Source organism: Pseudarthrobacter sp. 05T312 (assembly GCF_056396685.1).
This window is the reverse complement of record NZ_JBFTLY010000001.1, coordinates 813,084-837,030: the sequence shown is the minus strand read 5'-3', so window position 1 is coordinate 837,030 and position 23,947 is coordinate 813,084. Positions and strand designations below refer to the sequence as shown.

Below are 23,947 nucleotides of genomic sequence, written 5' to 3'. Positions count from 1 at the left end.
TACGCCCGTCCTTACAGATCAGAGGCCGAGCGTGTTGCCGCTTTCGCTGGCTGGCTCCATCACTACAATCATCATCGAGGTCACACCTCACTCAAAGGTCAGCCACCGGCCAGCCGCGTCACCAACCTCTCAGGTCAATACACCTAGGCGGTGCCCGCGACAGACCGGGAAGACTTTTCGTTCCAGGGGATCGGTACTGACTGGCACATCACCACTCCCCTCCCCTTGCCCGCAGCCGTGCGGACACGGGTCCTGGGCAGGGTGGAAAGGTTCGACGGCGAGTGGTCCCGTTTCCGCGCCGACTCCCGCGTTGCAGCCATGGCCCGGCGGCCCGGACGCTACTCCTTCCCGGCGGAGGCCGCGCCACTGGGTGGGCTGTACCGGCAGCTTTACGACCTGACGAACGGCGCCATGACACCCCTCATAGGCGGGAGCCTGGAGCGACTGGGGTATGACGCGGCGTACTCCCTCCGGGCAGCAGGGCCGCCGCTCCCGGCTCCGCCCTGGGAATCGGTGCTCAGCTGGGCCGGAACGGTGCTGGACGCCAGCGCCCCCGTGGTGCTCGACATCGGTGCGGCCGGCAAGGGCCTGCTGGTGGACCTGCTGGCCCGGGAACTGGAGGCTGCAGGGATTGGCGCGTTCGTAGTCGATGCCGGCGGCGACCTGCTGGCAAGGGGCGTCGGACCCGTCAGTGTAGGGCTTGAACACCCCTACAACCCGGCACAGGCCATCGGCGTGGTGGACCTGCAGGACCGGGCGCTGTGCGCGTCGGCCGCCAACCGGCGTGCCTGGGGCGACGGACTGCACCACGTGCTGGACGGAACCACCGGGCAGCCGGTGCGGACCGCCGTCGCCACCTGGGCGCTGGCGGAGACAGCCATGGTTGCCGATGCCCTCGCCACTGCCCTCTTCTTCGTTCCGGGCGCCGTGCTCGGAGAGGCGTTCGATTTTTCCTGGCTGACAGTCTTTTCCGACGGCAGCGCAACCTACTCGGCCGAATTTGAAGGGAAGCTGTTCTCATGAGCCCCGTGGACACACCCCAAACCGGCCCGGCTCCCTCCCTGACGGGACGGATAGGCACCGCCGTGGGCAGGTTCACCATGTACCGGCTGATCCTCCTGGTCCTGGCAGCGCTTGCCACGTACAGCCTGCTGCTCAACATGCTGGGCTGGCTGACGTTCGGCGTCCCGGAGATGCTGGCACACCTGGCACTGTGCCTGGGGTTGACCTGGGCCACCAACCGGGCGCTGGCGGCGCTCTTCAGCGTGAATCCCCACACGGAGTCCTCCCTGATCACCGGACTGCTGCTGTATTTCCTGTTCTGGCCCTCCCTGCAGCCGATGGACCTGGCGGGGGTGGCGCTGGCGTGCGTCCTGGCCTCGGCGTCGAAGTACGCATTGGCGTGGCGCGGACGGCACATCTTCAATCCCGCCGCGGCCGGCGCCTTCGCCACCGGCTTGACCGGGCTGAACATTGCGACGTGGTGGGCAGCGACACCGGCCATGCTCTGGCTGCTGGTGCCGGGCGTGCTGCTGGTCCTGCACCGGACCCGCAAGCTGTTGATGGCAGCCGTATTCACTGTCGTTGCGACCGCGATCATCAACGTTGAGCTGCTTCGCTCCGGCATGACGGCCGGGATGGGCCTCTGGCAGGCCCTCGCGCAGCGCCCAGTGCTCTTCTTCGTGGGCTTCATGCTGACCGAACCCCTCACATTGCCGCCGCGGCGGCGCCAACAGCTGGTCCTTGCCGTTGTGGTGGGAGTGCTCTTCGCGGTCCCGTGGAACCTGGGTACAGTGGCGAACTCCCCCGAGGCGGCGCTGCTGGCGGGCAACCTGCTGGCCTTCCTGGCCGGCCAGCGCGGGGCCGTGAAGCTCCGGTTCGCCGGAAGCCGCCCGCTGACGCCCACCACGGCCGAGTTCTCGTTCGAGCCCGCCAGGCCGGTGCATTTCCTCCCCGGACAGTACATGGAGCTGGACCTCCCGCACGCCAGGCCGGATGGGAAAGGCCGGCGCCGCGTGTTCAGCCTGACCGGTTCCCCTGGCGCGCGCCTGGTGTCTTTTGGCGTCCGCACAGCCGGTCCGGTGTCTGCGGCCAAGGAGGCGCTCCTGGGGCTGCGGCCTGGTGACCAGGTGACGGCCACGGCGGTGGGCGGCGACTTCGTCCTGCCGCGGGATCCCCGCCGGCCGGTGCTGCTCATCGCCGCAGGCATCGGCATCACGCCATTCGTGTCCCACCTGTCCTCCGGCGCCTTGCGGGAGCGGGATGCCGTCCTGCTGCTCCTGGCCAGGAGTGCGGACGAAGTGCCGTATGCGGACGAACTCCGGTCCTCCGGCCTTCGGGTAATGGTGTTACTTGCGGACGGCTCCCAACCGCCGTCGGGCCTGGCCTCCGCTTCAACGGGGGTGCACGGCGCGCCCGGCCGGGTGGATGGAAAGGCGCTTGCGGCACTGGTCCCGGACATTGGCCGCCGGGAGGTTTACGTCTCGGGCTCCCCCGCAAGCGTCGCATCCCTCCGCCGGGCGGCCCGGCGCGCCGGCGCGCGCAGGGTAAGAAGCGACTCCTTCGCCGGCTACTGAGGCCATTCCAGCAGCCTTCGCGGACATGCCCCTGCGCCTGTTTTCCCTTGCGGGCCACCTTCCTGCTAAGCTCTAGGACGTCCCGCCGGGAACGGCAGGATATCCCGAAAATTGCCCTCGTAGCTCAGGGGATAGAGCGTCTGCCTCCGGAGCAGAAGGTCGTAGGTTCGAATCCTATCGAGGGCACAAGGAAACCCCCGCCGCTTCTTGAAGCGGCGGGGGTTTTTCGTTTCCCGGGGCCCCCGCCCTGCGCCGGTTCTCCCCGGGAAACCGGGTCAGAATTTCAGTGCCGGCTCATCAAGGGTCGCCAGGGTCAGCACGGCTTCTTCAACCGTTGCGTGGTCCTCCAGCTCCCTCTCGATCCTGCGCAGGGCCACCGCCACCTCATGCTCCGGATGGTCCCCCTCCAGGTCCACTGCCGCCACGAGGTACAACTTGCGCGGGCCAACGAACTCCAGGTGCAGGTACGTCAGCCGTGCGATGTCCCGGTGCTCCAGCACCCGCCGCGCCATGGAACGCTCAATATCGGGGGTGACGCCCTGGCCCACCAGGAAGCGCCGGTTCCGGTCAATCAGGACCACGGCGACGACGGCGAGCAACACGCCGACGACGATCGAACCTATCGCGTCGGGCAGCGGCGAGCCGGTGACCTGGTGCAGGAACACGCCAACGAACGCCACCACGAGGCCGATCAGTGCGGCGGCATCCTCGGCGAAGACGGCGCGCAGGGTGGGATCGGAGCTGATGAGGACTTGTTCGAGGGTGTGCCGTTCCAGTTCGTGGGCCGCTTTCCGGGTTTGGCGAAACGCCTGGATGAAGGACACTCCCTCGAAGACGAAGGCCACCGCCAGGACGATGTAGGCCACCATGAAATCGGCTGCCGGCTCCGGGGCAATGATTTCCTGGATGCCGTGCATGATGGACACCACCGCCCCTGCGGTAAAGAGACCGAACGCGGCGAACATGGACCAGACGTAGGCTTCGCGGCCGTATCCCATGGGGTGGCTCTTGTCCCGGGGCCGGGCGGACCTCCGTTCCGCAAAAAACAGGAACACCTGGTTGCCCGTGTCCGCCCAGGAGTGGGCCGCCTCCGCCGCCATCGAAGCCGAGCCGGAGAGGACGGCTGCCACCGACTTTGCCGCGGCCACCAGCACATTTGCCACGAAGGCGATGATGACCGTCAGCAGGGTGGAACTGGACTTGGTTCGCTTTTCGGTTTCAGCCATGCGCCTACCGTACCCAGCGCAGCCCGCTGCAGCCCGTTGCAGGCTGCTGAATTCCAGGCGGTGGCGTCACTAAGAATGTCGGTGCCCGCTCTTAGGCTGGTTTCACCTAGATGAGGGGGGTACGCCATGCACGTTCCGTTCTGTTCAATCGTTCCGCCGTACATGTTGCGCCGGCTGGCGCGGCAGGATGCGCCGGAGTTCACTTCAGCGGCCAGCGCCGCCAGGAAAGCACTGATCCAGGTCGAATCGTTCCAGGCGGCCCGTTCACACGCTGTTCCGGCCCTTCCGCCCGGGCTGCTCCAGGAGAAGCCGGGGCCGGTCAAGCGGGCCATCTACGATGCCGGCGGCGGGGAAACCCTCCCGGGCAACCTTGTCCGCAAGGAAGGCGGACCCGCCACGGGGGATGCCGCAACCGACGAAGCCTATGACGGGCTCGGATCCACGCACCGGCTCTATGCCGACGCCTTCGGCCGTGATTCAGTGGACGGCCGCGGACTGAAGCTCGACGCGACGGTCCACTTCGGCAGGCTGTACGACAATGCCTTCTGGAATGGCAGCCAGATGGTCTTTGGTGACGGCGACGGAGATGTCTTCGAACGGTTCACCAAGTCCCTGAGCGTCATAGGGCACGAACTGGCCCACGGCGTCACCCAGTACTCAGCCGGGCTTGCCTACCGGAACCAGGCCGGCGCGCTCAACGAATCCATGTCCGACGTCTTTGGCGCGCTCGTTGAGCAGTACGTGAAGAACCAGCCGGCAGCGCAGGCCAGCTGGCTGATCGGGGAAGGCCTCTTCACGCCGAAGGTCCAGGGACAGGCGCTGCGGTCCATGAAAGCGCCGGGTACCGCATACGACGACGACGTTCTGGGCAAAGACCCGCAGCCTGACTCCATGGACTCCTACGTTCGGACCAGCGCAGACAACGGCGGGGTCCACATTAACTCGGGCATCCCCAACCGCGCCTTCTACCTGGTGGCGGACGCGCTGGGGGGTTACGCGTGGGAGGCACCGGGCCGCATCTGGTACGAGACCCTGACCAGCGGTTCCCTGCCACAGGGGGCGACCTTCGGCGTTTTCGCCCGTGCCACGGTGCGCGCCGCCACGGACCTCTTCGGTTCCGGGTCCCCGGAGCATGACGCCGTCGGCGCAGCGTGGGAAACTGTAAAGGTCAAGGTTTAAACCGTTGCCCCGGCGCCCCTTCCATTGGCTCCGGGCCCGGAAGGAAGCCCAGGGGCCAGGCCATGAAGATCAAGGTGGAGCGCACGGGCGGGATCGCGGCGATCACGCGCGTATGGACAGTGGACGCCCGGACGGACAATGACCTCAGCCAGTGGCAGCCCATCGTCGAGGCTTGCCCGTGGGACGCGGTTCCCAGCACCCCACGGGCAGCCGCGGCGGCCTTCGAGGCACCCCAGCCGGACCGCTTCATCTACTCCATCACTGCGGGGCAGCGCAGGGCTGCCCTGCCCGAACAAGCCCTCACCGGCCCCTGGCGCATCCTGGTTGACACCGCGCGGGCCGCCGCGGAGGAAGCCGGCGGACCGCTTCCCGGCGCGGACCCTGGTGGCGCTGCCTAAGGGCGGCCGGCGTCCCGGAACCGAATGGGGCGGTTCCTCACGGCAGTAGACTGTCTGCAGCCATGACTTTTCATATCTCCTATCCCGCCGAGCTGCCGGTTTCCGAGCGCCGCGAGGACCTGATGGCCGCCATTGCCGCCAACCAGGTGACCATAATCGCCGGCGAGACCGGCTCCGGAAAGACCACCCAGATCCCCAAGATGTGCCTGGAACTGGGGCTGGGCGAGAAGGGCCTCATCGGGCACACCCAGCCGCGCCGGCTCGCAGCGCGGACGGTAGCCGAGCGCATCGCGGAGGAGCTCGGCGTCGAGATCGGCCAGGAAGTAGGCTTCCAGGTCCGTTTCACGGGCGAGGTCAGCAAGGCGACCAAGGTCAAACTGATGACCGACGGCATCCTGCTCGCCGAGATCCAGCGGGACAAGCTGCTGCGGAAATACAGCACCATCATCATCGACGAGGCCCATGAACGCAGCCTCAACATCGACTTCATCCTCGGCTACCTCAAGCGGATCCTCCCCCAGCGGCCCGACCTGAAGGTCATCATCACCTCGGCCACCATTGATCCCGAACGGTTCGCCAAGCACTTCGGCACCCCGGAGGACCCGGCCCCCATTGTTGAGGTGTCCGGCCGGACCTACCCGGTGGAAATCCGCTACCGCCCCCTCTCGCAGCCGAGAGAGGACGAAGAAGACGCCTCGGACGATGAACTTGAGGAAGACCGGGATCCGCTGGACGCCGTCTGCGATGCCGTTGACGAGCTTGCCGCCGAAGCGCCGGGCGACATTCTGGTGTTCTTCTCCGGCGAGCGCGAAATCCGGGACGCCGCGGAAGCATTGCAGGCCCGCATCCAGTCCAACCGCAGGCTGGCAAACACCGAGATCCTTCCCCTCTTTGCGCGCCTGAGCCTGCAGGAGCAGCACAAGGTGTTCCATCCCGGCAGCAAGCGCCGGATCGTGCTGGCCACCAACGTGGCGGAAACGTCGCTGACGGTTCCGGGCATCAAGTACGTCATCGATACCGGAACCGCCCGCATTTCCCGGTACTCACACCGCACCAAGGTCCAGCGCCTGCCCATCGAGCGGGTCTCGCAGGCATCGGCCAACCAGCGTTCGGGCCGCTGCGGCCGTGTTTCCGACGGCATCGCCATCCGCCTCTACTCCGAGGAAGACTTCGAGTCCCGGCCCCGGTTCACCGACCCGGAGATCCTGCGGACCAACCTCGCCGCCGTCATCCTCCAGATGACCGCCATGGGCGTGGCCAGGGGGCCCAAGGACGTTGAGGACTTCCCCTTCGTCGAGCCGCCGGAAACCCGCGCCATCAACGACGGCGTCACCCTCCTCCGCGAGCTTGGCGCCCTGGCTCCCCCACGCGCCCACGGCACCGGCGCCAAGGCTGATGCAGCCGGCGGCCGGGGCGCGCCGACGGGCGGCGGACTGACCGCCGTCGGACAGAAACTTGCCCAGCTCCCCGTGGATCCCCGCCTGGGCCGCATGATCGTGGAAGCGGGAAAACGCGGCTGCGTCCGCGAAGTCATGGTGCTGGCCGCCGCGCTCACCATCCAGGACCCGCGGGAACGGCCCACCGACAAGCAGCAACTGGCTGCGGAAAAGCACAACCGCTTCCGGGACGAAAACTCGGACTTCACGGGTTACCTCAATCTCTGGAACTACCTGCAGGAGAAACAGCAGGAGCTGTCGTCCTCGGCTTTCCGCCGGCTGTGCCGCGCCGAGTTCATCAACTACCTGCGGGTGCGGGAATGGCAGGACCTGTTCACGCAGCTCCGCCAGCTCGCACGCCCGCTGGGGATCACGCTGGACAACAAGCGCCTGGCGGATCCCGTGGGCAACAACGACGGCATCCACATCAGCCTGCTCTCCGGGCTCCTGAGCCACATCGGCATCCTGGACGAGCGCAAGCGCGAATACGCCGGCGCCCGCGGCAGCCGGTTCGCGATCTTCCCCGGATCGGCGCTGTTCAAGAAGTCCCCCACGTTTGTCATGGCAGCCGAGCTGGTGGAGACCAGCCGGCTGTGGGCCAGGGTGGCGGCCAAATTCGATCCGGTCTGGGCTGAACAGGTGGCCCCGGACCTGGTCAAGCGCACTTACAGCGAACCGCACTGGTCCACCAAGCAGGGTGCAGTCATGGCCTACGAAAAGGTCACCCTCTACGGCGTTCCGATCATCGCCCAGCGGCGGATCAATTACGGCCGGGTGGATCCGGTGGTTGCCCGTGAGCTGTTCATCAGGCATGCCCTGGTGGAAGGCGACTGGCGCACCCACCACAAGTTCTTCCACCGCAACCGGGCGCTCCTGCACGAGGTGGAGGAACTCGAGGCCCGCATGCGCCGGCGGGACCTGCTGGTGGATGACGAAACCCTGTTCGAGTTCTACGACGCCAGGATCGGCCCCGATGTTGTCTCCGAACGGCACTTCGACAAGTGGTGGAAGGACGCCCGCCGGGAGAACCCGGACCTCCTGGATTACGACAAGTCGCTGCTCCTGAGCGACGACGCGGACGACCTCGATGATTCGGCCTATCCGAAGACCTGGCTGCACAAAGGCTTCGAGCTTCCGCTGACCTATGAGTTCCATCCCGTGGCGCCGGGGTCCGCACCGGATCCGTCCGACGGCGTCACTGCCGAAGTGCCGGTCCTGTTCCTCAACCAGCTCGATGACGCCCCGTTCCGGTGGCTGATCCCCGGCCAGCGGGTGGAGCTGGTCACCGCCCTGATCAAGTCGCTGCCCAAGCAGGTCCGGAAGAACTTCGTTCCGGCGCCCGATGTTGCCCGGCAGGCCGTTGCCGTGCTCGAGTCCGATTTCGATCCCGCCACGGACGAACTCGAACCTTCGCTGGAACTGGCGTTGCGGCGGATCCGCGGGGCGGTCATTCCACCCGGCTCCTGGAACTGGGAGGCCGTTCCCCCGCACCTGCGTGTCAGTTTCAAGGTGGTGGACAGCACGGGCAAGGTCCTGGGCGAAGGCAAGGACCTCGTCGGCCTCCAGGAGCAGCTCGCCCCCGCCACCCGGCGTGCCATCGCCGAATCGCTTGGCGCCACCCCGGCCTCCGCTGCGCCCGGCGCCGCCCCTAACGGGCAGCGCCGCAACAGCAAGGCGTCCGACGCCGGATCACCGGCCGGCCAGCGGGGCAGCGAAGTGCCGGGCAGCGCAGGATTCGTGGAGCGTGACGGCTTGACCGAATGGACCGTGGGTACTGTTGAGCGCCAAGTGAGCAGCATGGTCAAGGGCCATACCGTCACCGGATATCCGGCGCTGGTGGACCAGGGCACGTCGGTGTCCCTGCGCGTATTCCAGACAGCAGGGGAACAGCTCGACGCCATGCGCGGCGGTGTAATCAGGCTGTTGGCACTGCGTGTTCCGGCGCCGGACCGTTACGTCCTGGAGCACCTGAGCAATACCGAGAAGCTCACGTTCAGCCAGAACCCGCATGGCTCGGTGACAGCCCTGATCGCCGACTGTGCCCTGGCGGCCATCGACAAGCTCACGCCCGCGGAACTCCCCTGGGACCGCAAGTCCTTCGATGCGCTGTATGAGGTGGTGCGCGCGGAACTGATCGATACGGTCTTCTCTGTCACCGCCGTCGTCGAGCGCATCCTGGCCAGTACCCGGCGGATCGAAAAGCAGCTCAAGGGCAGCACAAGCCTCGCCCTGATAAGTGCGCTCAACGACGTCAAGAGCCAGTTGGAGCAGCTCGTCTATCCAGGTTTTGTGGCACGCACGGGCTACGCCCAGCTCAGCCAGCTGCCGCGGTATCTTGCAGCCATTGAGAAGCGGCTGGAGCGCCTGCCCGGAAACGTCCAGCGCGATGCCCTGAATATGGCGGTGGTGCAGCGGCTCGAGGACGATTACGACGATGCGGTGTCCGCCCTGCTGCCCGGCCGGCGTGCCGGACGGGAGTTAACCCAGGTGCGCTGGATGCTCGAGGAGCTCCGTGTCAGCCTCTTCGCCGTCGAGCTCGGAACGGCCTACTCCGTATCCGAGAAGCGCATCCGGACCGTGCTCAACAAGGCATTGGCCCCGGCCTGAGCGGCGCCCTCGCGTGCGCCGCCCTGCGTGCCCGGCCGGCTGGAGCCGGGCACGCCGCAGCAACCCGCCGTCAGGCTGCCGGAACGGATTCGCCGTAGCCGGCGGCACGGAGCCCTTCGCGCAGCTTTTCGGCGTTGGCGTCCAGCACGGCGGGGTCCGGGTTCTGGTCCGCCGAGCCGAAGTCGAAATCGGCCATGCTTTGCGATGGCCACACGTGTACATGCAGGTGGTTGACTTCGTAGCCCGCTACGATCAGGCCGGCACGCCTGGCGCCGAACGTCTCCACTTGGACCGCGCCGATCCGCCGCGCCACTTCCATGACCCTGGCAAGGGTTTCCGGCGACGCGTCGGTCCAGCGGTCCACTTCTTCGGTGGGGACCACCAGGGTGTGGCCGTCGGCGAGCGGGCCGGTGGTCAGGAAGGCCGCGACGTCGTCCTCGCGCCAGACGAACCGGCCGGGGATTTCGCCCTTAAGGATTTTGGTGAACAGCGTGCTCATGCGTCTGCCTCCCCGGCTGCTGCCTGCAGCGTGCTGGTGTCCAGCACGAAACGGTACTTGACGTCCCCGGCGACCATCCGGTCGTAGGCCGCATTCAGCTGGCCGGCGGCCACCATCTCGATGTCGGCAACCACGCCGTGCTCAGCGCAGAAGTCGAGCATTTCCTGGGTTTCGGCTATGCCGCCAATCAGTGATCCCGCGTAGGCGATGCGGCGCCGGATCAATGCACCCGGGTTGACCGGCGGCATGGCGTCGGAGGGCAGCCCCAGCTGGAAGAGGGCTCCGTCCACGCGGAGGGTGCGGAAGAAGGGGTTCAGGTCGTGGGGGGCCGCCACGGTGTCGATAATGAGGTCGATGGTGCGGTTCGCGGCGGCCATGGCTGCCTCGTCCCGGGACAGGACAACATCGTCGGCCCCAAGTTCCAGGGCGGCCGCAACCTTCGAATCGGAGGTGGTGAACACCACCACCTTGGCACCCATGGCCTTGGCCAGCTTGACGGCCATGTGGCCCAGCCCGCCCAGCCCCACGACGCCGACCACGTCGCCTTCTTCGACGTCGAAATGCCGCAGCGGCGAGAAGGTGGTGACGCCGGCGCACAGCAGGGGCGCGACGGCGGCAGGGTCCAGCGAGTCCGGGACACGGAGGACGTAGCGGCGGTCCACGACGATGGACGACGAATAGCCGCCCTGGGTGGTGGCGTCGCCGTTCCGCCGGTCCTTTGCACCGTAAGTGCCCGTCATGCCGTTTTCGCAGTACTGCTCAAGGCCGTCCAGGCAACTCTCACATTCCCGGCAGGAGTCCACCATGCAGCCAACGCCGACGCGGTCGCCCACGGCGAAGTCGGTGACGTTCGAACCGGTCCTGCTGACCGTTCCCACGATTTCGTGGCCGGGGACCAACGGGTAAGCCTGGCCGCCCCACTCTCCACGGGTGGCGTGCACGTCCGAGTGGCAAAGCCCGCAGAACTCGATGGCGATCTCCACGTCGTCCGGCTTGGGGGCACGCCGTGCGACTGTCAGCGGCACCAGCCCGCTGTCGCCGGACACCGCGCCGTAGGCGGCAGCGCGCGTTCCGGCTTCGCCTTCTGCGGGCGCGGGTGGGATGGGATTGGCAAGGGGCGGTGGTACGGGACGTCCTGGTGTCATAGTGCGACGCTACCCCCGGCGCCACCGGAGTTTCCACCCGGGTCCGGGCCGTCCCCCGGTTCCGGACCCGTGGCTACCGGAAGTTCCGGGCGGTTGGACCACTCCGAGAAGGAGCCCGGGTAGAGGGCAGCGGAGAACCCGGCCAGTTCCAGCGCGGCCACCTCGTGCGCGGCCGTGACGCCGGAGCCGCAGTAGACAGCTGCCGGCCGGCTGTCCTGGACCCCCAGGGATTCGAATCTCTTCCGCAGCTCCGCCGGCGGAAGGAACCGCCCGGAAGCATCAACGTTCGCGGCGGTCGGAGCGCTGAGGGCCCCGGGGATGTGGCCGGCACGGGGGTCGACGGGTTCTACCTCGCCCCGGTACCGCTCCCCCGCCCTCGCGTCGAGCAACAGGCCGCCCTGCGGCCAGGTGGCGGCAGCACCGCCGTCGATTATGGGCATCTGCCCGCTGCCCAATTCCACGTCGCCGGGAACAGGATGGACCGGTCCCTCCTCGAACGGCAAGCCTGCGGCACGCCACGCGCCCAGGCCGCCGTCGAGCAGGTAGACCTCCGCCAGTCCGGCGTCGCGCAGCATCCACCAGGCCCTGGCCGCCGCCATGTTGCCGCTGTCATCGTAGGCGACCACGACGTCACCATTCCGCAGGCCCCACCGGCGGGCCGACTCCTGGAAACGGTCGCGGGACGGAAGCGGGTGCCGCCCCCGGTCCGGCACGGCCGGATCCGAAAGCTCTGTGGCCAGGTCAACGAACACGGCGCCCGGCAGGTGCTCCGCGAGATAGTGGTCGTGCCCATGCGGGTCGCCCAGCGCCCAGCGCACATCCAGCAGCACCGTCCGGTGCCCGGCGGCGAGCCTGGCTTCGAGGCCGGGGACGTCAATCAGCGGATTCATGGAGCTCCTTCTGCGGGATCCGGGGCCACCTGCCGGCGCAGGCACCGGTCCAACTCTAGACGGGCAGTCCGGCTGCGCGGGTAGGCTGGTGCGGTGAAGATCGAGGGCAGCACCGGCACGGGCAGCGGCGGAACGGACCGGGACTGGGCGGACCGGGCCATCCGCACCATCACGGCGGAGAACAACCGTTCCGCGGACACCCATCTCTACTCGGTGGCGCTGCCGGAGCATTGGGGCATCCAGCTGTACCTCAAGGACGAGTCCACGCACCGGTCCGGCAGCCTCAAGCACCGGCTGGCCAGGTCGCTGTTCCTGTTCGGCCTGGTCAACGGCTGGATCAGGGCGGACACCACCATCGTGGAAGCCTCCAGCGGAAGTACCGCCGTTTCGGAGGCGTACTTCGCCCAGCTGCTGGGGCTCCCGTTCATCGCCGTCATGGCGCGCACCACCAGCCCGGAGAAGATCGCACTGATCGAACAGTTCGGCGGCTCGTGTTTGCTCGTGGAAAACGCCTCCGACGTATACGCGGCGGCCGAAGACGTGGCAGCCACCTGCAACGGGCATTACATGGATCAGTTCACCTACGCCGAACGGGCGACGGACTGGCGCGGCAACAACAACATCGCTGAATCGATCTTCGGCCAGCTGGGCCTGGAGCCGCACCCGGTGCCCGAGTGGATCGTGGTGGGGGCCGGCACAGGCGGAACGAGCGCCACGATCGGCAGGTACCTGCGCTACCACAGCCATCCCACCAGGCTGCTGGTGGTGGACCCGGAAAACTCCGCGTTCTACCCCGGTTGGCTGGGGGAATCAGCCGGAAAGCCCACCGGCCTGCCGTCCCGGATCGAAGGCATCGGCCGGGCACGGATGGAGCCCAGTTTCATTCCCACCGTCATCGACAGGATGGTCCAGGTACCGGATGCGGCGTCGGTAGCCGCGATGCGGCACCTGCGTTCCTATGCCGGACTGCACGCCGGGCCGTCCACCGGCACCAACCTGTGGGGTGTGTGGCAGACAATATCCGGCATGCTGTCGGAAGGCCGGCGGGGAAGCATCGTGTCGTTGATGTGCGACGGCGGCGAACGCTATGCGGGCAACTACTGGAACCAGGACTGGCTGGCTTCCCAGGGGCTGGATCCGGCGCCACATGAAGCAGTAATCGACCGCTTCCTGGAGACCGGGGAGTGGACCGGCTAGACCTCCACGGACTCGCGTGGTGCCAGGTGCCGGTACTCTGTGCCGTACTTGGCCCCGATCCGCTTGACGTGTCCTTCAACGATTCCCAGGCCGTTGTCGTTGAGCAGCCCGTCGTGGATCTGGAAAGCCCGGGGCGCCCGTACCCCGATCACGAAGTCCACGACTTCGGCGGACTTGCTCCACGGCGCATGCAGCGGCACCAGGAGTGTCTGGACCGTGATGCCGTCCGGGATGACGAAGGAATCACCCGGGTGGTAGACATTCTGGTCCACCAGGAAACCGATGTTGGCCACCATGGGAATTTGCGGGTGGATCAGGGCATGCTGGCCGCCAAAGCTGCGGATGTCGAAGCCGGCCGCTTGGAACGAGGATCCCGGATCAACCGCGTGGATGCGGTCCGCGGCGCCGGGAGCATCCTGGCGCAATTGCTGTGCCACGCCCGCGGGAGCGTGGAGCTCAAGGTCCGGGTTGCCGTGAAGGGCTTCCACCACGGCTTTGGTGTCCAGATGGTCGGCGTGTTCGTGGGTTACCAGGACAGCCTGCGCTCCGGACAGCGCCTCTGCGGTCTCGGAAAAGGTGCCTGGATCGAGGACCAGGACCCCGCCCTCCTTCTCGAGCCGGACACAGGCGTGGGTGTATTTGGTCAGCTTCATAGACGCCAGCCTAGGGTCCGTCCCGGAACGCTGTCCACGAAGTCCAGGCTGGTAATCTTGATGTTTGCCCCCAAGGAAGCGAGTTCGTCCATGCCGAACGGCGTCAAGGCTGATTCCGCCGCCCCGTCCCCGGCGGGAGGCGGCAAGGAACAGCGAGTCACCAAGCAGCGCAAAGCCGTCAGTGCTGCCCTGGACCGCCTGGATGACTTTGTCAGCACGCAGGAGCTCTACCGGATCCTGCAGAACCAGGGCGTGTCCGTTTCACTCGCCACTGCGTACCGGATCCTGCAGTCCCTCGCGGATGAGGGCCTTGTCGACGTGCTGCGCAACGGAGACGGCGAGGCTGTCTACCGTCGCTGTGCGGTGACCGCACACCACCACCACCTGCTGTGCAGGAACTGCGGAAAAGCGGTTGAAGTCGAAGCCCCTGCCGTAGAGACGTGGGCTGTGCGCACCGCTGCCGAGCACGGATTTACTGAAGTGGACCACACCGTGGAAATTTTTGGGCTGTGCCCGGACTGCACCGTCCTTAAGGCTGCCGGGAAGCTGTAAGCACACGCCCGTTGAGGCCGCGGGCCTCGCGCAGGGATCCGATGGTGCGGCACACCACATAGATCAGGAACGACAACGTGGTGACATAGGGGCTGATGGGAATCCGGCCGCCAAGGGCCAGCAGGATTCCACCCACCGTCGCGGACACGGCGAAGACCACGCTGAGGACCACCGCCACCGCCGGGGAGGAAGTGACCCGGAGCGCAGCGGCCGCAGGAGTGATGAGCAGGGCGAGCACCAGCAGGGCGCCCACCACCTGGATGGACAGGGCCACGCTGACGCCCAGGATGATCATGAACACGATCGCCAGGCTGCGGACGGGTACTCCCCGGGCCTCGGCGAGTTCGGGATCCACGCTGGCGAAGTTCAGCGGACGCCAGATGGCCACCAGCACAAGCATGACGACGACGGCCGTCCCGGCGAGTGCCTGCAGCTGGACTGTGTCCACGGAGACGATTTGCCCGGTCAGCAGGCCGAACTTGTTCGCGGCGCGGCCCTGGTACAGGGACAGGAACAGGATTCCCAGGCCCAGCCCGAACGGCATGATGACCCCGATGATTGAGTTCTTGTCCCGTGCCCGGACCCCCATCAGCCCCAGCAGCAGCGCGGCCGCCACGGACCCCACCAGCGAGCCGAAGACCACGTCCGCCCCGACCAGCAGGGCGAACGCAGCTCCCGCGAAGGAGAGCTCGGAGATGCCGTGGACGGCGAAGGCAAGGTCACGCTTCATCACGAAAGTGCCCACCAGCCCGCCAAGGAGCCCCAGGATGGCCCCCGCCCAGATGGAGTTCTGGACCAGGACCAGCAGTTCGCCGTAGTTGTCGAAGTTGAAGATGGCCCCCAGGATGCTGTCGGCGTCCATTACGCCACCTCCCCTGCCATCGTGTCCGCCTCCGCGTGGTGGTGGTGGGTGGTGGCATCGGGCAGGCCGACCACGACGAGCCGGCCGTTGGCGCGGATCACCTCCACGTGGCTGCCATAGAGGTCGGAGAGGACTTCGGTGGTCATGACCTCGTCGGGCGCCCCGACGCGGAACCGTCCCCCCGCCAGGTAGAGGACCCGGTCCACGTATTCGATGATCGGATTGATTTCGTGGGTAACGAAAACGACGGCGCTGTTGTGTTCCCGGCTTTGCTTGCTGATCAGGGCGCTCACTGCCTGCTGGTGGTGCAGGTCCAGGGACAGCAGCGGCTCGTCGCAGAGCAAAACCTGGGGATCGGTGGCCAGGGCCTGCGCCACGCGAAGCCGCTGCTGCTCGCCGCCGGAAAGCTGTCCTACCGGGACGTTGGCGTAGTCGGAGGCTCCCACAAGCTCAAGGAGCTGGTCCACCTGCCGGTTGGTCTTGGCCGACGAGAGCCGGATACCCCAGCGGTGGCCGTCCACTCCGAGTGCCACCAGGTCCCGGGCCCGCATGGGCGTGTCGGGGGCAAAGGCTTTCTGCTGGGGTATGTAGCCGATCAGGCTGCTGCCGCGCTCCACGGGGCGTCCGCCCAGTGCCGCTTCGCCCGCGTGCAGCTTCTGCAGGCCCAGCAGGACCTTCAGGAAGCTGGTCTTGCCACTGCCGTTGGGGCCCAGCACGGCGAAGAACTCGCCGGGCCTGATGTCGAGGTCGAGGTCCTCCCAGAGCGTGCGCTGGCCGAACTTGAGGCACGCCCCTTTGAGGCTGACGACGGATTTCACCTGTTTGTCTCCAGAACCTTGCCGATGTTGTTCACATTGTCCGTCATCCACTGCAGGTAGGTCTTGCCTTCGGGCAGCGTCTCGGTGAAGTCCACGACGGGGACTCCGGCGTTCTCTGCTGCTTTCTTCAGCGCTTCGGTCTGGGGACCCTCCGTCTGGGCGTTGTAGGCCAGCAGGCGGACTGCTTTGGATCCCACCAGGTCCGTGGCTTCCTTCAGGATGGCGGGAGGAACGTCGGCGCCCTCCTCAATGGCCGCCGTGTACTGCGCAGGCGTCGCGTTGTCCAGCCCGGCGTCCGCCAGCAGGTACAGCGGTACCGGCTCGGTGACTGCCACCTTGCCCCCGCCGCGGGAGGCCTTCATGGCATCGAGCTGGCCGTGCAGGGCAGACAGGGAAGACTTGAAGGCGTCCGCGTTGGCGGTGAAGGTTGCGGCAGAGCCGGGGTCCAGGGCGGCAAGCTTGCCGGCGATGCCGTCTGCCAGCCGCTCCATCGCAGGAAGGCTGTACCAGACGTGCTCGTTGAGGTCACCGTGGTCGTGGCCATCGTGCGCGCCGGTGGCGGCCGTAGCGGCCGGCTGCGCTGACGTGGCGGTGTCGTCGGGATGGGCAAGGCCGGAAACGTCGACGGCGGTCAGCACCGAGGCGGTGTCGAGCTTGCTGGCCTCCACCAGGGTGTGGATGAAGTCGTCGTATCCCCCGCCGTTTTCAATGACAAGCCTGGCTTTGGACACCGCCAGCCGGTCCTGGGCGGTTGCCTCGTAGGAGTGCGGATCCTGGCCTGCATTGTTGATGATGGCGGTCACCTTGACCTTGTCCCCGCCGATGGTCCGGGCGATGTCACCGTAGACGTTGGTCGACGCCACCACAGCGATCCCCTGTGCCGGGTCAGCGGTTTGCGGGGGCTGGGGGCTGCAGGCACTGAGCAGGAGGCCTAAACCCGCGAGGGCGGCAACGAAAGAGCTGGCAGCGGCTGGACGGCGCACGGAAAACCTCAGTTCACGCAGGATGGGGAGGACAACACTGCCAGCCTATACCTAAATGCGAATGATTCCTATTTAGGTTCAATGACCGCTTCTGCCCGGCCCGAGTCGGGGCACCCCTTGCCTGACGGCAGGGATGCCCCGAACCTCAGTTGCCGTTCGGCTGTCCCAGCCGGCGGATGCCGGTGGCCTGCGTTGCATCCCGGATTTCGCCGACCAGTTGCTCGATCACGTCCTCGAGGAACAGGACCCCGCGGGTCGTGCCGTCCGGCCCAATCACGCGCGCCAGGTGGGAACCCGTTCGCTGCATGACGGACATGGCGTTTTCGATCTCGTCGCCCAGCGCGAGGTTTGCCAGCGACCGGACGCGGCTCTCCGCGATGGGCAGCTCGTAGGCGGACTCCGGGATGGACAGCACGTCCTTGACATGGAGGTAGCCGTACAGCATGTCCTCATCATCCAGCATGGGGAACCGGGAGAAACCCGTACGGCTCACGGCCTTCTCGAACTCCACGGGCGTGGTGGAGGCGCCCAGCATGACCAGGTTTCCGATCGGGACCATGATGTCCTCCGCGGTGTGCTCCGAGAACTCGAGCGCTCCGGTAATGAGGCCCGCGTCGTCGTCCACCAGCCCGTGGCGGGTGGATTCCTGGACGATCGACTGGACCTCCTCGAGGGTGAAGGAGGAGGTGACTTCGTCCTTGGGTTCGATCCGCATCAGTTTGAGGATGTGGTTGGCTGACCAGTTCAGGACCGAGATCACGGGATGCACCAGCCGTGAGATGAACAGCAGCGGTGGCGCGAGGAAGAGTGCTGCCTTGTCCGCCACGGACACCGAGATGTTCTTGGGGACCATTTCGCCGAAGGTGACGTGCAGGAAGGTCACCAGCATCAGGGCCACGGCGAAGGCTGCAACATCAGCCGCTTCCGCGGGCAGGCCCACCGTTTCGATGGGGACGGCCAGCAGGTGGTGGATGGCAGGCTCGGCCACCAGCAGGATCAGCAGCGAACAGACCGTGATGCCCAGCTGTGCACAGGCCAGCATCAGGGACACGTTTTCCATGGCGCGCAGGGTGGTCTGGGCGCGCTTCGAGCCGGTATCGGCCAGGGGTTCGATCTGGCTGCGCCGCGCGGACATGATGGCGAACTCGGCCGCCACGAAGAAGGCGTTGCCCAGCAGAAGGACGCCCAGCCACAGTATTCCCGCCCAGTCGCTCATGGCTTGCTCCCGGCGTCGGTGTCCTGCGCAGCGGGTTCGCCGGCGGGATGGAAACAGATGCGGTCGATCCTGCGGCCGTCCATCCTGGTAACGCTGAGCGTGCCGCCGTTCACCGGGACAGTGTCGCCCACGGCCCCGATCCTGCCGAGCTTGCTCATGACGTAGCCGCCCACGGTTTCATAGGCGGCTTCGTCGGGAACGCTGAGGCCGGGAATCTGTTCGGACAATTCATCGGGACGCAGGAGCCCCGGGAAGTACCAGTCTCCGGAGGCGCTTTGCAGGAGCCCCGGGCGGACTTTGTCGTGTTCGTCCGCCACTTCGCCGACAATTTCCTCCACCAGGTCCTCCAGGGTGGCGATGCCGGCGGTTCCCCCGTATTCGTCCAGCACGACGGCAAGCTGCAGGTTTCCCTCCCGCAGCTCAGCCAGCAGTGCGTCCAGATGGATGGTTTCGGGCACGCGGAGCACCTCTGTCATGATGGCGCCCGCTTCAAGGTTCTGCCGGCGGTCCCAGGGAACGGCCACCGCCTTCTTGACGTGGACCAGGCCGCGGATGTCATCAGCCGACTCGCCGATGACGGGGAAGCGCGAGTAGCCGGTCCTGCGGGCAGCATCCACGATGTCGGAGACGGGCTGGTCGGCGTCGATCGTCTCCAGCCTGATCCGGGGCGTCATGACGTCCGCAGCCGTCCGGGTGGAGAAATTCAGGGTGCGGGCAATGAAGTTCGCCGTCCCCGCGTCGAGCGTTCCCATGGCGGCGGACCTGCGGACCAGCGAGGCCAGCTCCGCCGGCGTCCGTGCCCCGGAAATCTCCTCTTTGGCTTCCAGCCCGAAGACGTGCAGCACCTTGTTGGAGAATCCGTTGAGCACCAGGATGGCCGGCTTGAAGATGGTGGTGAAAACAAGCTGGGGGCCGGCCAGCGCCCGGCCTACGGGAAACGCGAGGGCGATGGCCATGTTTTTCGGCACCAGCTCGCCCAGGAGCATGGACAGCAGCGTTGCCACCACCATGGCCAGGATCAGGGACACGGATTCCACGGCGACGTCGGGAAGCCCGACGGCGCCCAGCGGCGCCCGAAGGAGCCGGCCCACCGAGGGTTCCATGACATAGCCGGTGAGCAGAGTGGTCAGCGTGATGCCAAGCTGGCAGCTGGACAGCTGGGTTGACAGGGACTTGAGGCAGGTGAGCAAAGGCACCGCGCCCGTGTCGCCGTCGTCAATGGCGCGCTGGACAGTGGCCTGGTCCAGGGCGATGAGGGAGAACTCGACGGCCACGAAGAATCCGGTGCCGGCGATCAGCAGCAGGCCTGCTGCAAGAAGGAGCCACTCCATTCAGCATCCCGCCTGGGGCGGGGAGGTCGCCGGAAACGTGGCCGGCCTTGGGGTGGAAAGACTGTTTCGTCCCGGCGGAGGATGATCGGCGGATACCGACGCCTGGTCCGTGCGGGTTGCGGCAAGCTGGGCCGTGGGCTGGTGATGGGCGCGTTGTCGGGGTTTGCCGGCTCTGGGGGCGGACTGCGCGGCGCTGCTCTTCGAGCTCCGCTGACAGCGCCCAGGCCGGCACCTAGATTTACTGTCCATAAGAGTTTCAGTCTACAGGAGCGACCCCCGGCCGGGCGCCGCGAAAAGGGCCGGAAGCGCCCATTCCGCCTGCCCCGAAGACCCCTCCGACGCCTGTCCTGCACGCCCCGCCGGCCGCCACATTTGGGCCTTGGTTCGTCACTTCATGATTTGAGTCACCCTTATTGGCAGTTAACACGGAATGCTCACTAGACTTGCAGAGGTCCGGGTTCAGCGGACAGAGACTGGTTCGAACGTAGTGCTGAAGCACCGGGGGGCCAAAGAGAAATCAAACTCATGGAAGAGGCGTATTTCAAGTGCCAGAGCAGCCAAGCCACCGTCTACCAGAGGAATTTGGCGGAAACGAGTGGCTCGTGGACGAACTGTACGAGCAGTACCAGCAGGACAAGAACGCCGTGGATGCCAAGTGGTGGCCGCTGTTTGAATCCTTCGACTCGGGCAACGGTTCTTCTTCCAATGGAAATTCCGCGCATGTCGCCAACCCTCCCACCCGGGAACTCCCCGTCGTAAAGCAGGCTCCCGCCGCGCCGGCATCGTCGCCGGCCCCGGCCCCCGCTGCGCCGGCCGCCGCCGCTGCCCCGGCGCCTGCCGCACCGGCAGCAGCCCCCGCCCCTGTCAAGAAGGCCCCCGCCACGGAAGCGCGCGACGGCGGCAAGAAGACTGAGGCCGGCACCGGTTCGCAGCCCATTCCGGCCCAGCTGCCCAAGAACGTCAAGGCGCCCACCGCGCCCGAGGAAGACGTCGTCTCCGTCCTTCGTGGACCGGCAAAGGCCATCGCCACCAACATGGTCACCAGCCTGCAGGTGCCCACCGCCACCAGCGTCCGGGCTATCCCCGCCAAGCTCCTCATCGACAACCGGGTGGTCATCAACTCCAACCTCGCCCGTGCCCGCGGCGGCAAGGTTTCCTTCACGCACCTCATCGGCTACGCCGTGATCCGGGCCCTGTCCCAGTTCCCGTCCATGAACGTGTACTACGACGAGGTGGACGGCAAGCCCGTCGCGGTCCAGCCCGCCCACGTCAACTTCGGCATCGCCATCGACATGCCCAAGCCCGACGGCACCCGGCTGCTCATGGTCCCGAACATCAAGAAGGCCGAGACCCTCAACTTCGCCGAGTTCTGGCACACCTACGAGGACCTGATCAAGCGGGCGCGCAACGGCAAGCTCACCGCCGAGGACCACCAGGGCACCACAGTGTCCCTGACCAACCCGGGCGGCATCGGCACCGTGCACTCGGTACCGCGCCTTTCCAAGGGCCAGGCTGCGATCATCGGCGTCGGCGCCCTTGACTACCCCGCAGAATTCCAGGGCGCCAGCGAAAAGATCATCGCCCAGAACGCCATCAGCAAGGTCCTGACCCTCACCTCGACCTACGACCACCGCGTCATCCAGGGTGCGGGCAGCGGCGAGTTCCTCAAGCTGGTCCACCAGCTGCTGCTGGGCGCGCAGAACTTCTACGACGAGATCTTCGAAGCTCTCCGGATCCCCTACGAGCCTGTCCGCTGGAGCCCCGACCTGCAGGTGGATCCGGCCGACGAGATCAACAAGGTGGCCCGGATCCAGCAGCTGATCCACTCGTTCCGCGTGCGCGGCCACCTCATGGCGGACACCGACCCGCTGGAGTACGTCCAGCGCAAGCACCCCGACCTCGACGTCCTCACCTACGGCCTGACCCTCTGGGACCTGGACCGTGAATGGCCCACCGGCGGGTTCGGCGGCAAGCCGATGCTGAAGTTCCGCGACATCCTTGGCGTCCTGCGTGATGCCTACTGCCGCACCACGGGCATCGAGTACATGCACATCCAGGAGCCTGCCGAGCGCAAGTGGTTCCAGGACCAGCTGGAGCACGCCTACTCCAAGCCCAGCCGCGAGGAACAGCTACGGATCGTCTCCAAGCTGAACGCGGCGGAGGCCTTCGAGACCTTCCTGCAGACCAAGTTCGTGGGCCAGAAGCGCTTCTCCCTCGAGGGCGGGGAATCGCTGATCCCGCTGCTGGACGCCATCATGTCCGACGCCGCCGACGACGGCCTGGACGAGGTCGCAATCGGCATGGCCCACCGCGGCCGCCTCAACGTCCTGACGAACATCGCCGGCAAGACCTACGCCCAGGTGTTCCGCGAATTCGAGGGCACCCAGGATCCGCGCTCCGTCCAGGGCTCGGGCGACGTCAAGTACCACCTGGGCACCGAAGGCACCTTCACGTCGGACAACGGCAAGGAGACCAAGGTCTACCTCGCCGCCAACCCGTCGCACCTTGAAGCAGTGGACTCCGTCCTCGAAGGCATCGTCCGCGCCAAGCAGGACCGGCTGGACCAGGGCGAATCGTTCCCCGTCCTGCCCATCATGGTCCACGGCGACGCCGCCTTCGCCGGCCAGGGCGTTGTGGCTGAAACCCTCAACCTGTCCCAGCTACGCGGCTACCGCACGGGTGGAACCATCCACATCGTGGTCAACAACCAGGTGGGCTTCACCACCGCCCCGTCATCGTCGCGGTCCTCCACGTACTCCACGGACGTGGCCAAGATGATCCAGGCGCCGGTGTTCCATGTGAACGGCGACGACCCCGAGGCTGTTGTCCGCATCGGGCAGCTGGCCTACGAGTTCCGGCAGCGCTTCCACAAGGACGTTGTCATCGACATGGTGTGCTACCGCCGCCGCGGCCACAACGAGGGCGACGACCCCTCGATGACCCAGCCGCTGATGTACAACCTGATCGAAGCCAAGCGCTCCGTCCGCAAGCTGTACACCGAGTCCCTCATTGGCCGTGGCGACATCACCGAGGAAGAAGCCGAGCAGCTGCTCCGCGACTACCAGGAACGGCTGGAGCGGGTCTTTGCCGAGACGCACGCTGCGCAGACGTCACCCATCCCGATCGTCACCGCGGACTCCGCCGCCGTGTCCGATATCGAACGGCCCAAGGCCCAGCAGTCCGATTCCAGCGTCAGCGCTCCGGCCTCAACGGCCATCAGCGCCGAGACCCTGGCCCGCATCGGCAAGGCGCACGTCGAGATCCCCGAGGGCTTCACGGTCCACCCCAAGCTCAAGCAGCTGCTGGACAAGCGCGAACAGATGTCCCGCGAAGGCGGCATCGACTGGGGCTTCGGCGAGATCGCGGCCTTTGGTTCGCTGATCATGGAAGGCGTCCCCGTGCGCATCGCCGGCCAGGACTCGCGGCGCGGCACCTTCGTGCAGCGCCACGCCGTCTTCCACGACCGCGCCAACGGCAAGGAATGGCTGCCCCTGGGCAACCTTTCGGACGACCAGGCCAAGCTGTGGATCTACGACTCGCTGCTGTCCGAATACGCCGCCATGGGCTTCGAATACGGCTACTCCGTGGAACGCCCGGACGCCCTGGTCCTCTGGGAAGCCCAGTTCGGTGACTTCGTCAACGGTGCGCAGACCATCATCGACGAATTCATCTCCTCGGCCGAGCAGAAGTGGGGACAGCGCTCCTCGCTGGTCCTGATGCTCCCCCACGGCTACGAAGGGCAGGGCCCGGACCACTCCTCTGCGAGGATCGAGCGGTTCCTGCAGCTGTGTGCAGAGGACAACATGATCGTGGCCAACCCGACCACGGCGGCCTCGCACTTCCACCTGCTGCGCCGCCAGGCGTACAGCCGTCCGCGCAAGCCGCTGATCATCTTCACGCCCAAGCAGCTCCTGCGCCTGAAGGCGGCCGCTTCCTCCGTCGAGGACTTCACCAACGGCACGTTCCGCCCTGTCATCGGTGACCACGAGCAGTTGCCGGCCACCGCCGTCGAACGCGTACTTCTGGTCTCCGGCCGCCTGTACTACGATCTCCTGTCCACGCGGCAGAAGACCGGCGACAAGACCACTGCGATCGTCCGCGTGGAGCAGCTTTACCCGCTGCCGCACGCCGAGATCGAAGCGGAGCTTGCCAAGTACCCCAACGCCGAAGTGGTCTGGGCCCAGGATGAGCCCGCCAACCAGGGACCCTGGCCGTTCATGGGCCTGCACCTGCCCGAAGCGCTCGACCGCCGCGTTCGCCTGGTATCGCGGCCGGCCTCGGCCTCCACGGCAGCCGGTTCCATGAAGCGCCACGCCGCCGAGCAGGATGTCCTCCTGAAGCAGGCATTTGCCCGGAAGTAAGCAGTAAGGCTGCCCGGC

Annotated in this window: 18 protein-coding genes, 1 tRNA gene and 1 pseudogene; 10 read left to right on the top strand and 10 right to left on the bottom strand. The window is 66.7% G+C overall.

Annotated elements, in window-relative coordinates:
* From AC1DIP_RS04115 to AC1DIP_RS04100, 4 genes and pseudogenes are all read left to right on the top strand, one after another.
* Positions 1-147, top strand: a pseudogene (locus AC1DIP_RS04115) (IS481 family transposase); the annotation flags it as partial.
* 3 nt (positions 148-150) lie between these two features.
* The gene (locus AC1DIP_RS04110; protein WP_477732933.1) at positions 151-1,023 is read left to right on the top strand and encodes an FAD:protein FMN transferase; all 873 of its coding nucleotides are present in this window, start codon (positions 151-153) and stop codon (positions 1,021-1,023) included.
* A complete protein-coding gene (locus AC1DIP_RS04105) occupies positions 1,020-2,576 on the top strand; it encodes a ferredoxin--NADP reductase (RefSeq protein WP_477732932.1) in 1,557 nt (518 codons plus the stop codon). Before AC1DIP_RS04110 ends, AC1DIP_RS04105 begins: the two co-directional genes overlap by 4 nt.
* Before the next feature lie 113 nt (positions 2,577-2,689).
* Positions 2,690-2,762, top strand: a tRNA-Arg gene (locus tag AC1DIP_RS04100).
* Between the two features lie 89 nt (positions 2,763-2,851).
* Here the strand turns inward: AC1DIP_RS04100 and AC1DIP_RS04095 are convergent.
* Complete coding sequence (locus tag AC1DIP_RS04095) at positions 2,852-3,802, bottom strand: cation diffusion facilitator family transporter (RefSeq protein ID WP_477732931.1); 951 nt, start codon at positions 3,800-3,802, stop codon at positions 2,852-2,854.
* A 126-nt stretch (positions 3,803-3,928) separates the two neighbouring features.
* Here AC1DIP_RS04095 and AC1DIP_RS04090 point away from each other — a divergent pair, with 126 nt between their 5' ends.
* From AC1DIP_RS04090 to hrpA, 3 genes are all read left to right on the top strand, one after another.
* A complete protein-coding gene (locus AC1DIP_RS04090) occupies positions 3,929-4,981 on the top strand; it encodes a M4 family metallopeptidase (RefSeq protein ID WP_477732930.1) in 1,053 nt (350 codons plus the stop codon).
* A gap of 62 nt (positions 4,982-5,043) precedes the next feature.
* Positions 5,044-5,379: a protealysin inhibitor emfourin gene (locus AC1DIP_RS04085; RefSeq protein WP_477732929.1), complete on the top strand. Its 336-nt coding sequence runs from the start codon at positions 5,044-5,046 to the stop codon at positions 5,377-5,379.
* 62 nt (positions 5,380-5,441) lie between these two features.
* Complete coding sequence (gene hrpA, locus AC1DIP_RS04080; protein ID WP_477732928.1) at positions 5,442-9,422, top strand: ATP-dependent RNA helicase HrpA; 3,981 nt, start codon at positions 5,442-5,444, stop codon at positions 9,420-9,422.
* A 70-nt stretch (positions 9,423-9,492) separates the two neighbouring features.
* Here hrpA and AC1DIP_RS04075 read toward each other — a convergent pair whose 3' ends face one another.
* The 3 genes from AC1DIP_RS04075 to AC1DIP_RS04065 are packed head-to-tail and all read right to left on the bottom strand — an operon-like array spanning position 9,493 to position 11,956.
* A complete protein-coding gene (locus AC1DIP_RS04075) occupies positions 9,493-9,921 on the bottom strand; it encodes an HIT family protein (protein ID WP_477732927.1) in 429 nt (142 codons plus the stop codon).
* Positions 9,918-11,066 (bottom strand): NAD(P)-dependent alcohol dehydrogenase, encoded by a 1,149-nt coding sequence (locus AC1DIP_RS04070; protein ID WP_477732926.1) that lies wholly within the window; start codon positions 11,064-11,066, stop codon positions 9,918-9,920. The genes AC1DIP_RS04075 and AC1DIP_RS04070 overlap by 4 nt, the downstream gene beginning before the upstream one ends.
* The gene (locus AC1DIP_RS04065; RefSeq protein ID WP_477732925.1) at positions 11,063-11,956 is read right to left on the bottom strand and encodes a sulfurtransferase; all 894 of its coding nucleotides are present in this window, start codon (positions 11,954-11,956) and stop codon (positions 11,063-11,065) included. The genes AC1DIP_RS04070 and AC1DIP_RS04065 overlap by 4 nt, the downstream gene beginning before the upstream one ends.
* A gap of 93 nt (positions 11,957-12,049) precedes the next feature.
* On the opposite strand from AC1DIP_RS04065, the gene AC1DIP_RS04060 reads away from it, so the two are divergent.
* The gene (locus AC1DIP_RS04060; protein WP_476211674.1) at positions 12,050-13,153 is read left to right on the top strand and encodes a pyridoxal-phosphate dependent enzyme; all 1,104 of its coding nucleotides are present in this window, start codon (positions 12,050-12,052) and stop codon (positions 13,151-13,153) included.
* On the opposite strand, the gene AC1DIP_RS04055 is transcribed toward AC1DIP_RS04060, so the two are convergent.
* Positions 13,150-13,806 carry an MBL fold metallo-hydrolase gene (locus AC1DIP_RS04055; protein WP_477732924.1) on the bottom strand — a complete coding sequence of 219 codons (657 nt, stop codon included), beginning with the start codon at positions 13,804-13,806 and terminating at the stop codon, positions 13,150-13,152. The two genes, AC1DIP_RS04060 and AC1DIP_RS04055, sit on opposite strands and share 4 nt — an antisense overlap.
* Positions 13,807-13,896: 90 nt before the next feature.
* Here AC1DIP_RS04055 and AC1DIP_RS04050 point away from each other — a divergent pair, with 90 nt between their 5' ends.
* Positions 13,897-14,358: a transcriptional repressor gene (locus AC1DIP_RS04050; protein ID WP_476211676.1), complete on the top strand. Its 462-nt coding sequence runs from the start codon at positions 13,897-13,899 to the stop codon at positions 14,356-14,358.
* Here AC1DIP_RS04050 and AC1DIP_RS04045 read toward each other — a convergent pair.
* The 5 genes from AC1DIP_RS04045 to AC1DIP_RS04025 all read right to left on the bottom strand — a co-directional run bounded on the left by AC1DIP_RS04045 (position 14,336) and on the right by AC1DIP_RS04025 (position 19,568).
* Complete coding sequence (locus tag AC1DIP_RS04045; protein ID WP_476211677.1) at positions 14,336-15,220, bottom strand: metal ABC transporter permease; 885 nt, start codon at positions 15,218-15,220, stop codon at positions 14,336-14,338. The genes AC1DIP_RS04050 and AC1DIP_RS04045 overlap by 23 nt on opposite strands.
* Positions 15,220-16,038 carry a metal ABC transporter ATP-binding protein gene (locus AC1DIP_RS04040; RefSeq protein WP_477732923.1) on the bottom strand — a complete coding sequence of 273 codons (819 nt, stop codon included), beginning with the start codon at positions 16,036-16,038 and terminating at the stop codon, positions 15,220-15,222. The genes AC1DIP_RS04045 and AC1DIP_RS04040 overlap by 1 nt, the downstream gene beginning before the upstream one ends.
* The gene (locus AC1DIP_RS04035) at positions 16,035-17,021 is read right to left on the bottom strand and encodes a metal ABC transporter solute-binding protein, Zn/Mn family (RefSeq protein ID WP_476211679.1); all 987 of its coding nucleotides are present in this window, start codon (positions 17,019-17,021) and stop codon (positions 16,035-16,037) included. The genes AC1DIP_RS04040 and AC1DIP_RS04035 overlap by 4 nt, the downstream gene beginning before the upstream one ends.
* A gap of 145 nt (positions 17,022-17,166) precedes the next feature.
* Positions 17,167-18,237 carry a CNNM domain-containing protein gene (locus AC1DIP_RS04030; RefSeq protein WP_476211680.1) on the bottom strand — a complete coding sequence of 357 codons (1,071 nt, stop codon included), beginning with the start codon at positions 18,235-18,237 and terminating at the stop codon, positions 17,167-17,169.
* Positions 18,234-19,568, bottom strand: coding sequence for a CNNM domain-containing protein (locus AC1DIP_RS04025; protein ID WP_476211681.1), 1,335 nt, complete (start codon positions 19,566-19,568; stop codon positions 18,234-18,236). Before AC1DIP_RS04025 ends, AC1DIP_RS04030 begins: the two co-directional genes overlap by 4 nt.
* A gap of 545 nt (positions 19,569-20,113) precedes the next feature.
* Between AC1DIP_RS04025 and AC1DIP_RS04020 the strand changes: the two genes are divergently transcribed.
* Positions 20,114-23,929, top strand: coding sequence for a multifunctional oxoglutarate decarboxylase/oxoglutarate dehydrogenase thiamine pyrophosphate-binding subunit/dihydrolipoyllysine-residue succinyltransferase subunit (locus AC1DIP_RS04020; protein ID WP_477732922.1), 3,816 nt, complete (start codon positions 20,114-20,116; stop codon positions 23,927-23,929).
* The last annotated feature ends 18 nt before the right edge of the window (positions 23,930-23,947 follow it).

Excerpts from the sequence above, each read along its gene's own strand:
- AC1DIP_RS04105 (WP_477732932.1), top strand. The coding sequence starts at position 1,020 with ATGAGCCCCGTGGACACACCCCAAACCGGCCCGGCTCCCTCCCTGACG.
- AC1DIP_RS04095 (WP_477732931.1), bottom strand. The coding sequence starts at position 3,802 with ATGGCTGAAACCGAAAAGCGAACCAAGTCCAGTTCCACCCTGCTGACG.
- AC1DIP_RS04090 (WP_477732930.1), top strand. The coding sequence starts at position 3,929 with ATGCACGTTCCGTTCTGTTCAATCGTTCCGCCGTACATGTTGCGCCGG.
- AC1DIP_RS04085 (WP_477732929.1), top strand. The coding sequence starts at position 5,044 with ATGAAGATCAAGGTGGAGCGCACGGGCGGGATCGCGGCGATCACGCGC.
- hrpA (WP_477732928.1), top strand. The coding sequence starts at position 5,442 with ATGACTTTTCATATCTCCTATCCCGCCGAGCTGCCGGTTTCCGAGCGC.
- AC1DIP_RS04075 (WP_477732927.1), bottom strand. The coding sequence starts at position 9,921 with ATGAGCACGCTGTTCACCAAAATCCTTAAGGGCGAAATCCCCGGCCGG.
- AC1DIP_RS04070 (WP_477732926.1), bottom strand. The coding sequence starts at position 11,066 with ATGACACCAGGACGTCCCGTACCACCGCCCCTTGCCAATCCCATCCCA.
- AC1DIP_RS04065 (WP_477732925.1), bottom strand. The coding sequence starts at position 11,956 with ATGAATCCGCTGATTGACGTCCCCGGCCTCGAAGCCAGGCTCGCCGCC.
- AC1DIP_RS04055 (WP_477732924.1), bottom strand. The coding sequence starts at position 13,806 with ATGAAGCTGACCAAATACACCCACGCCTGTGTCCGGCTCGAGAAGGAG.
- AC1DIP_RS04050 (WP_476211676.1), top strand. The coding sequence starts at position 13,897 with ATGCCGAACGGCGTCAAGGCTGATTCCGCCGCCCCGTCCCCGGCGGGA.
- AC1DIP_RS04045 (WP_476211677.1), bottom strand. The coding sequence starts at position 15,220 with ATGGACGCCGACAGCATCCTGGGGGCCATCTTCAACTTCGACAACTAC.
- AC1DIP_RS04030 (WP_476211680.1), bottom strand. The coding sequence starts at position 18,237 with ATGAGCGACTGGGCGGGAATACTGTGGCTGGGCGTCCTTCTGCTGGGC.
- AC1DIP_RS04025 (WP_476211681.1), bottom strand. The coding sequence starts at position 19,568 with ATGGAGTGGCTCCTTCTTGCAGCAGGCCTGCTGCTGATCGCCGGCACC.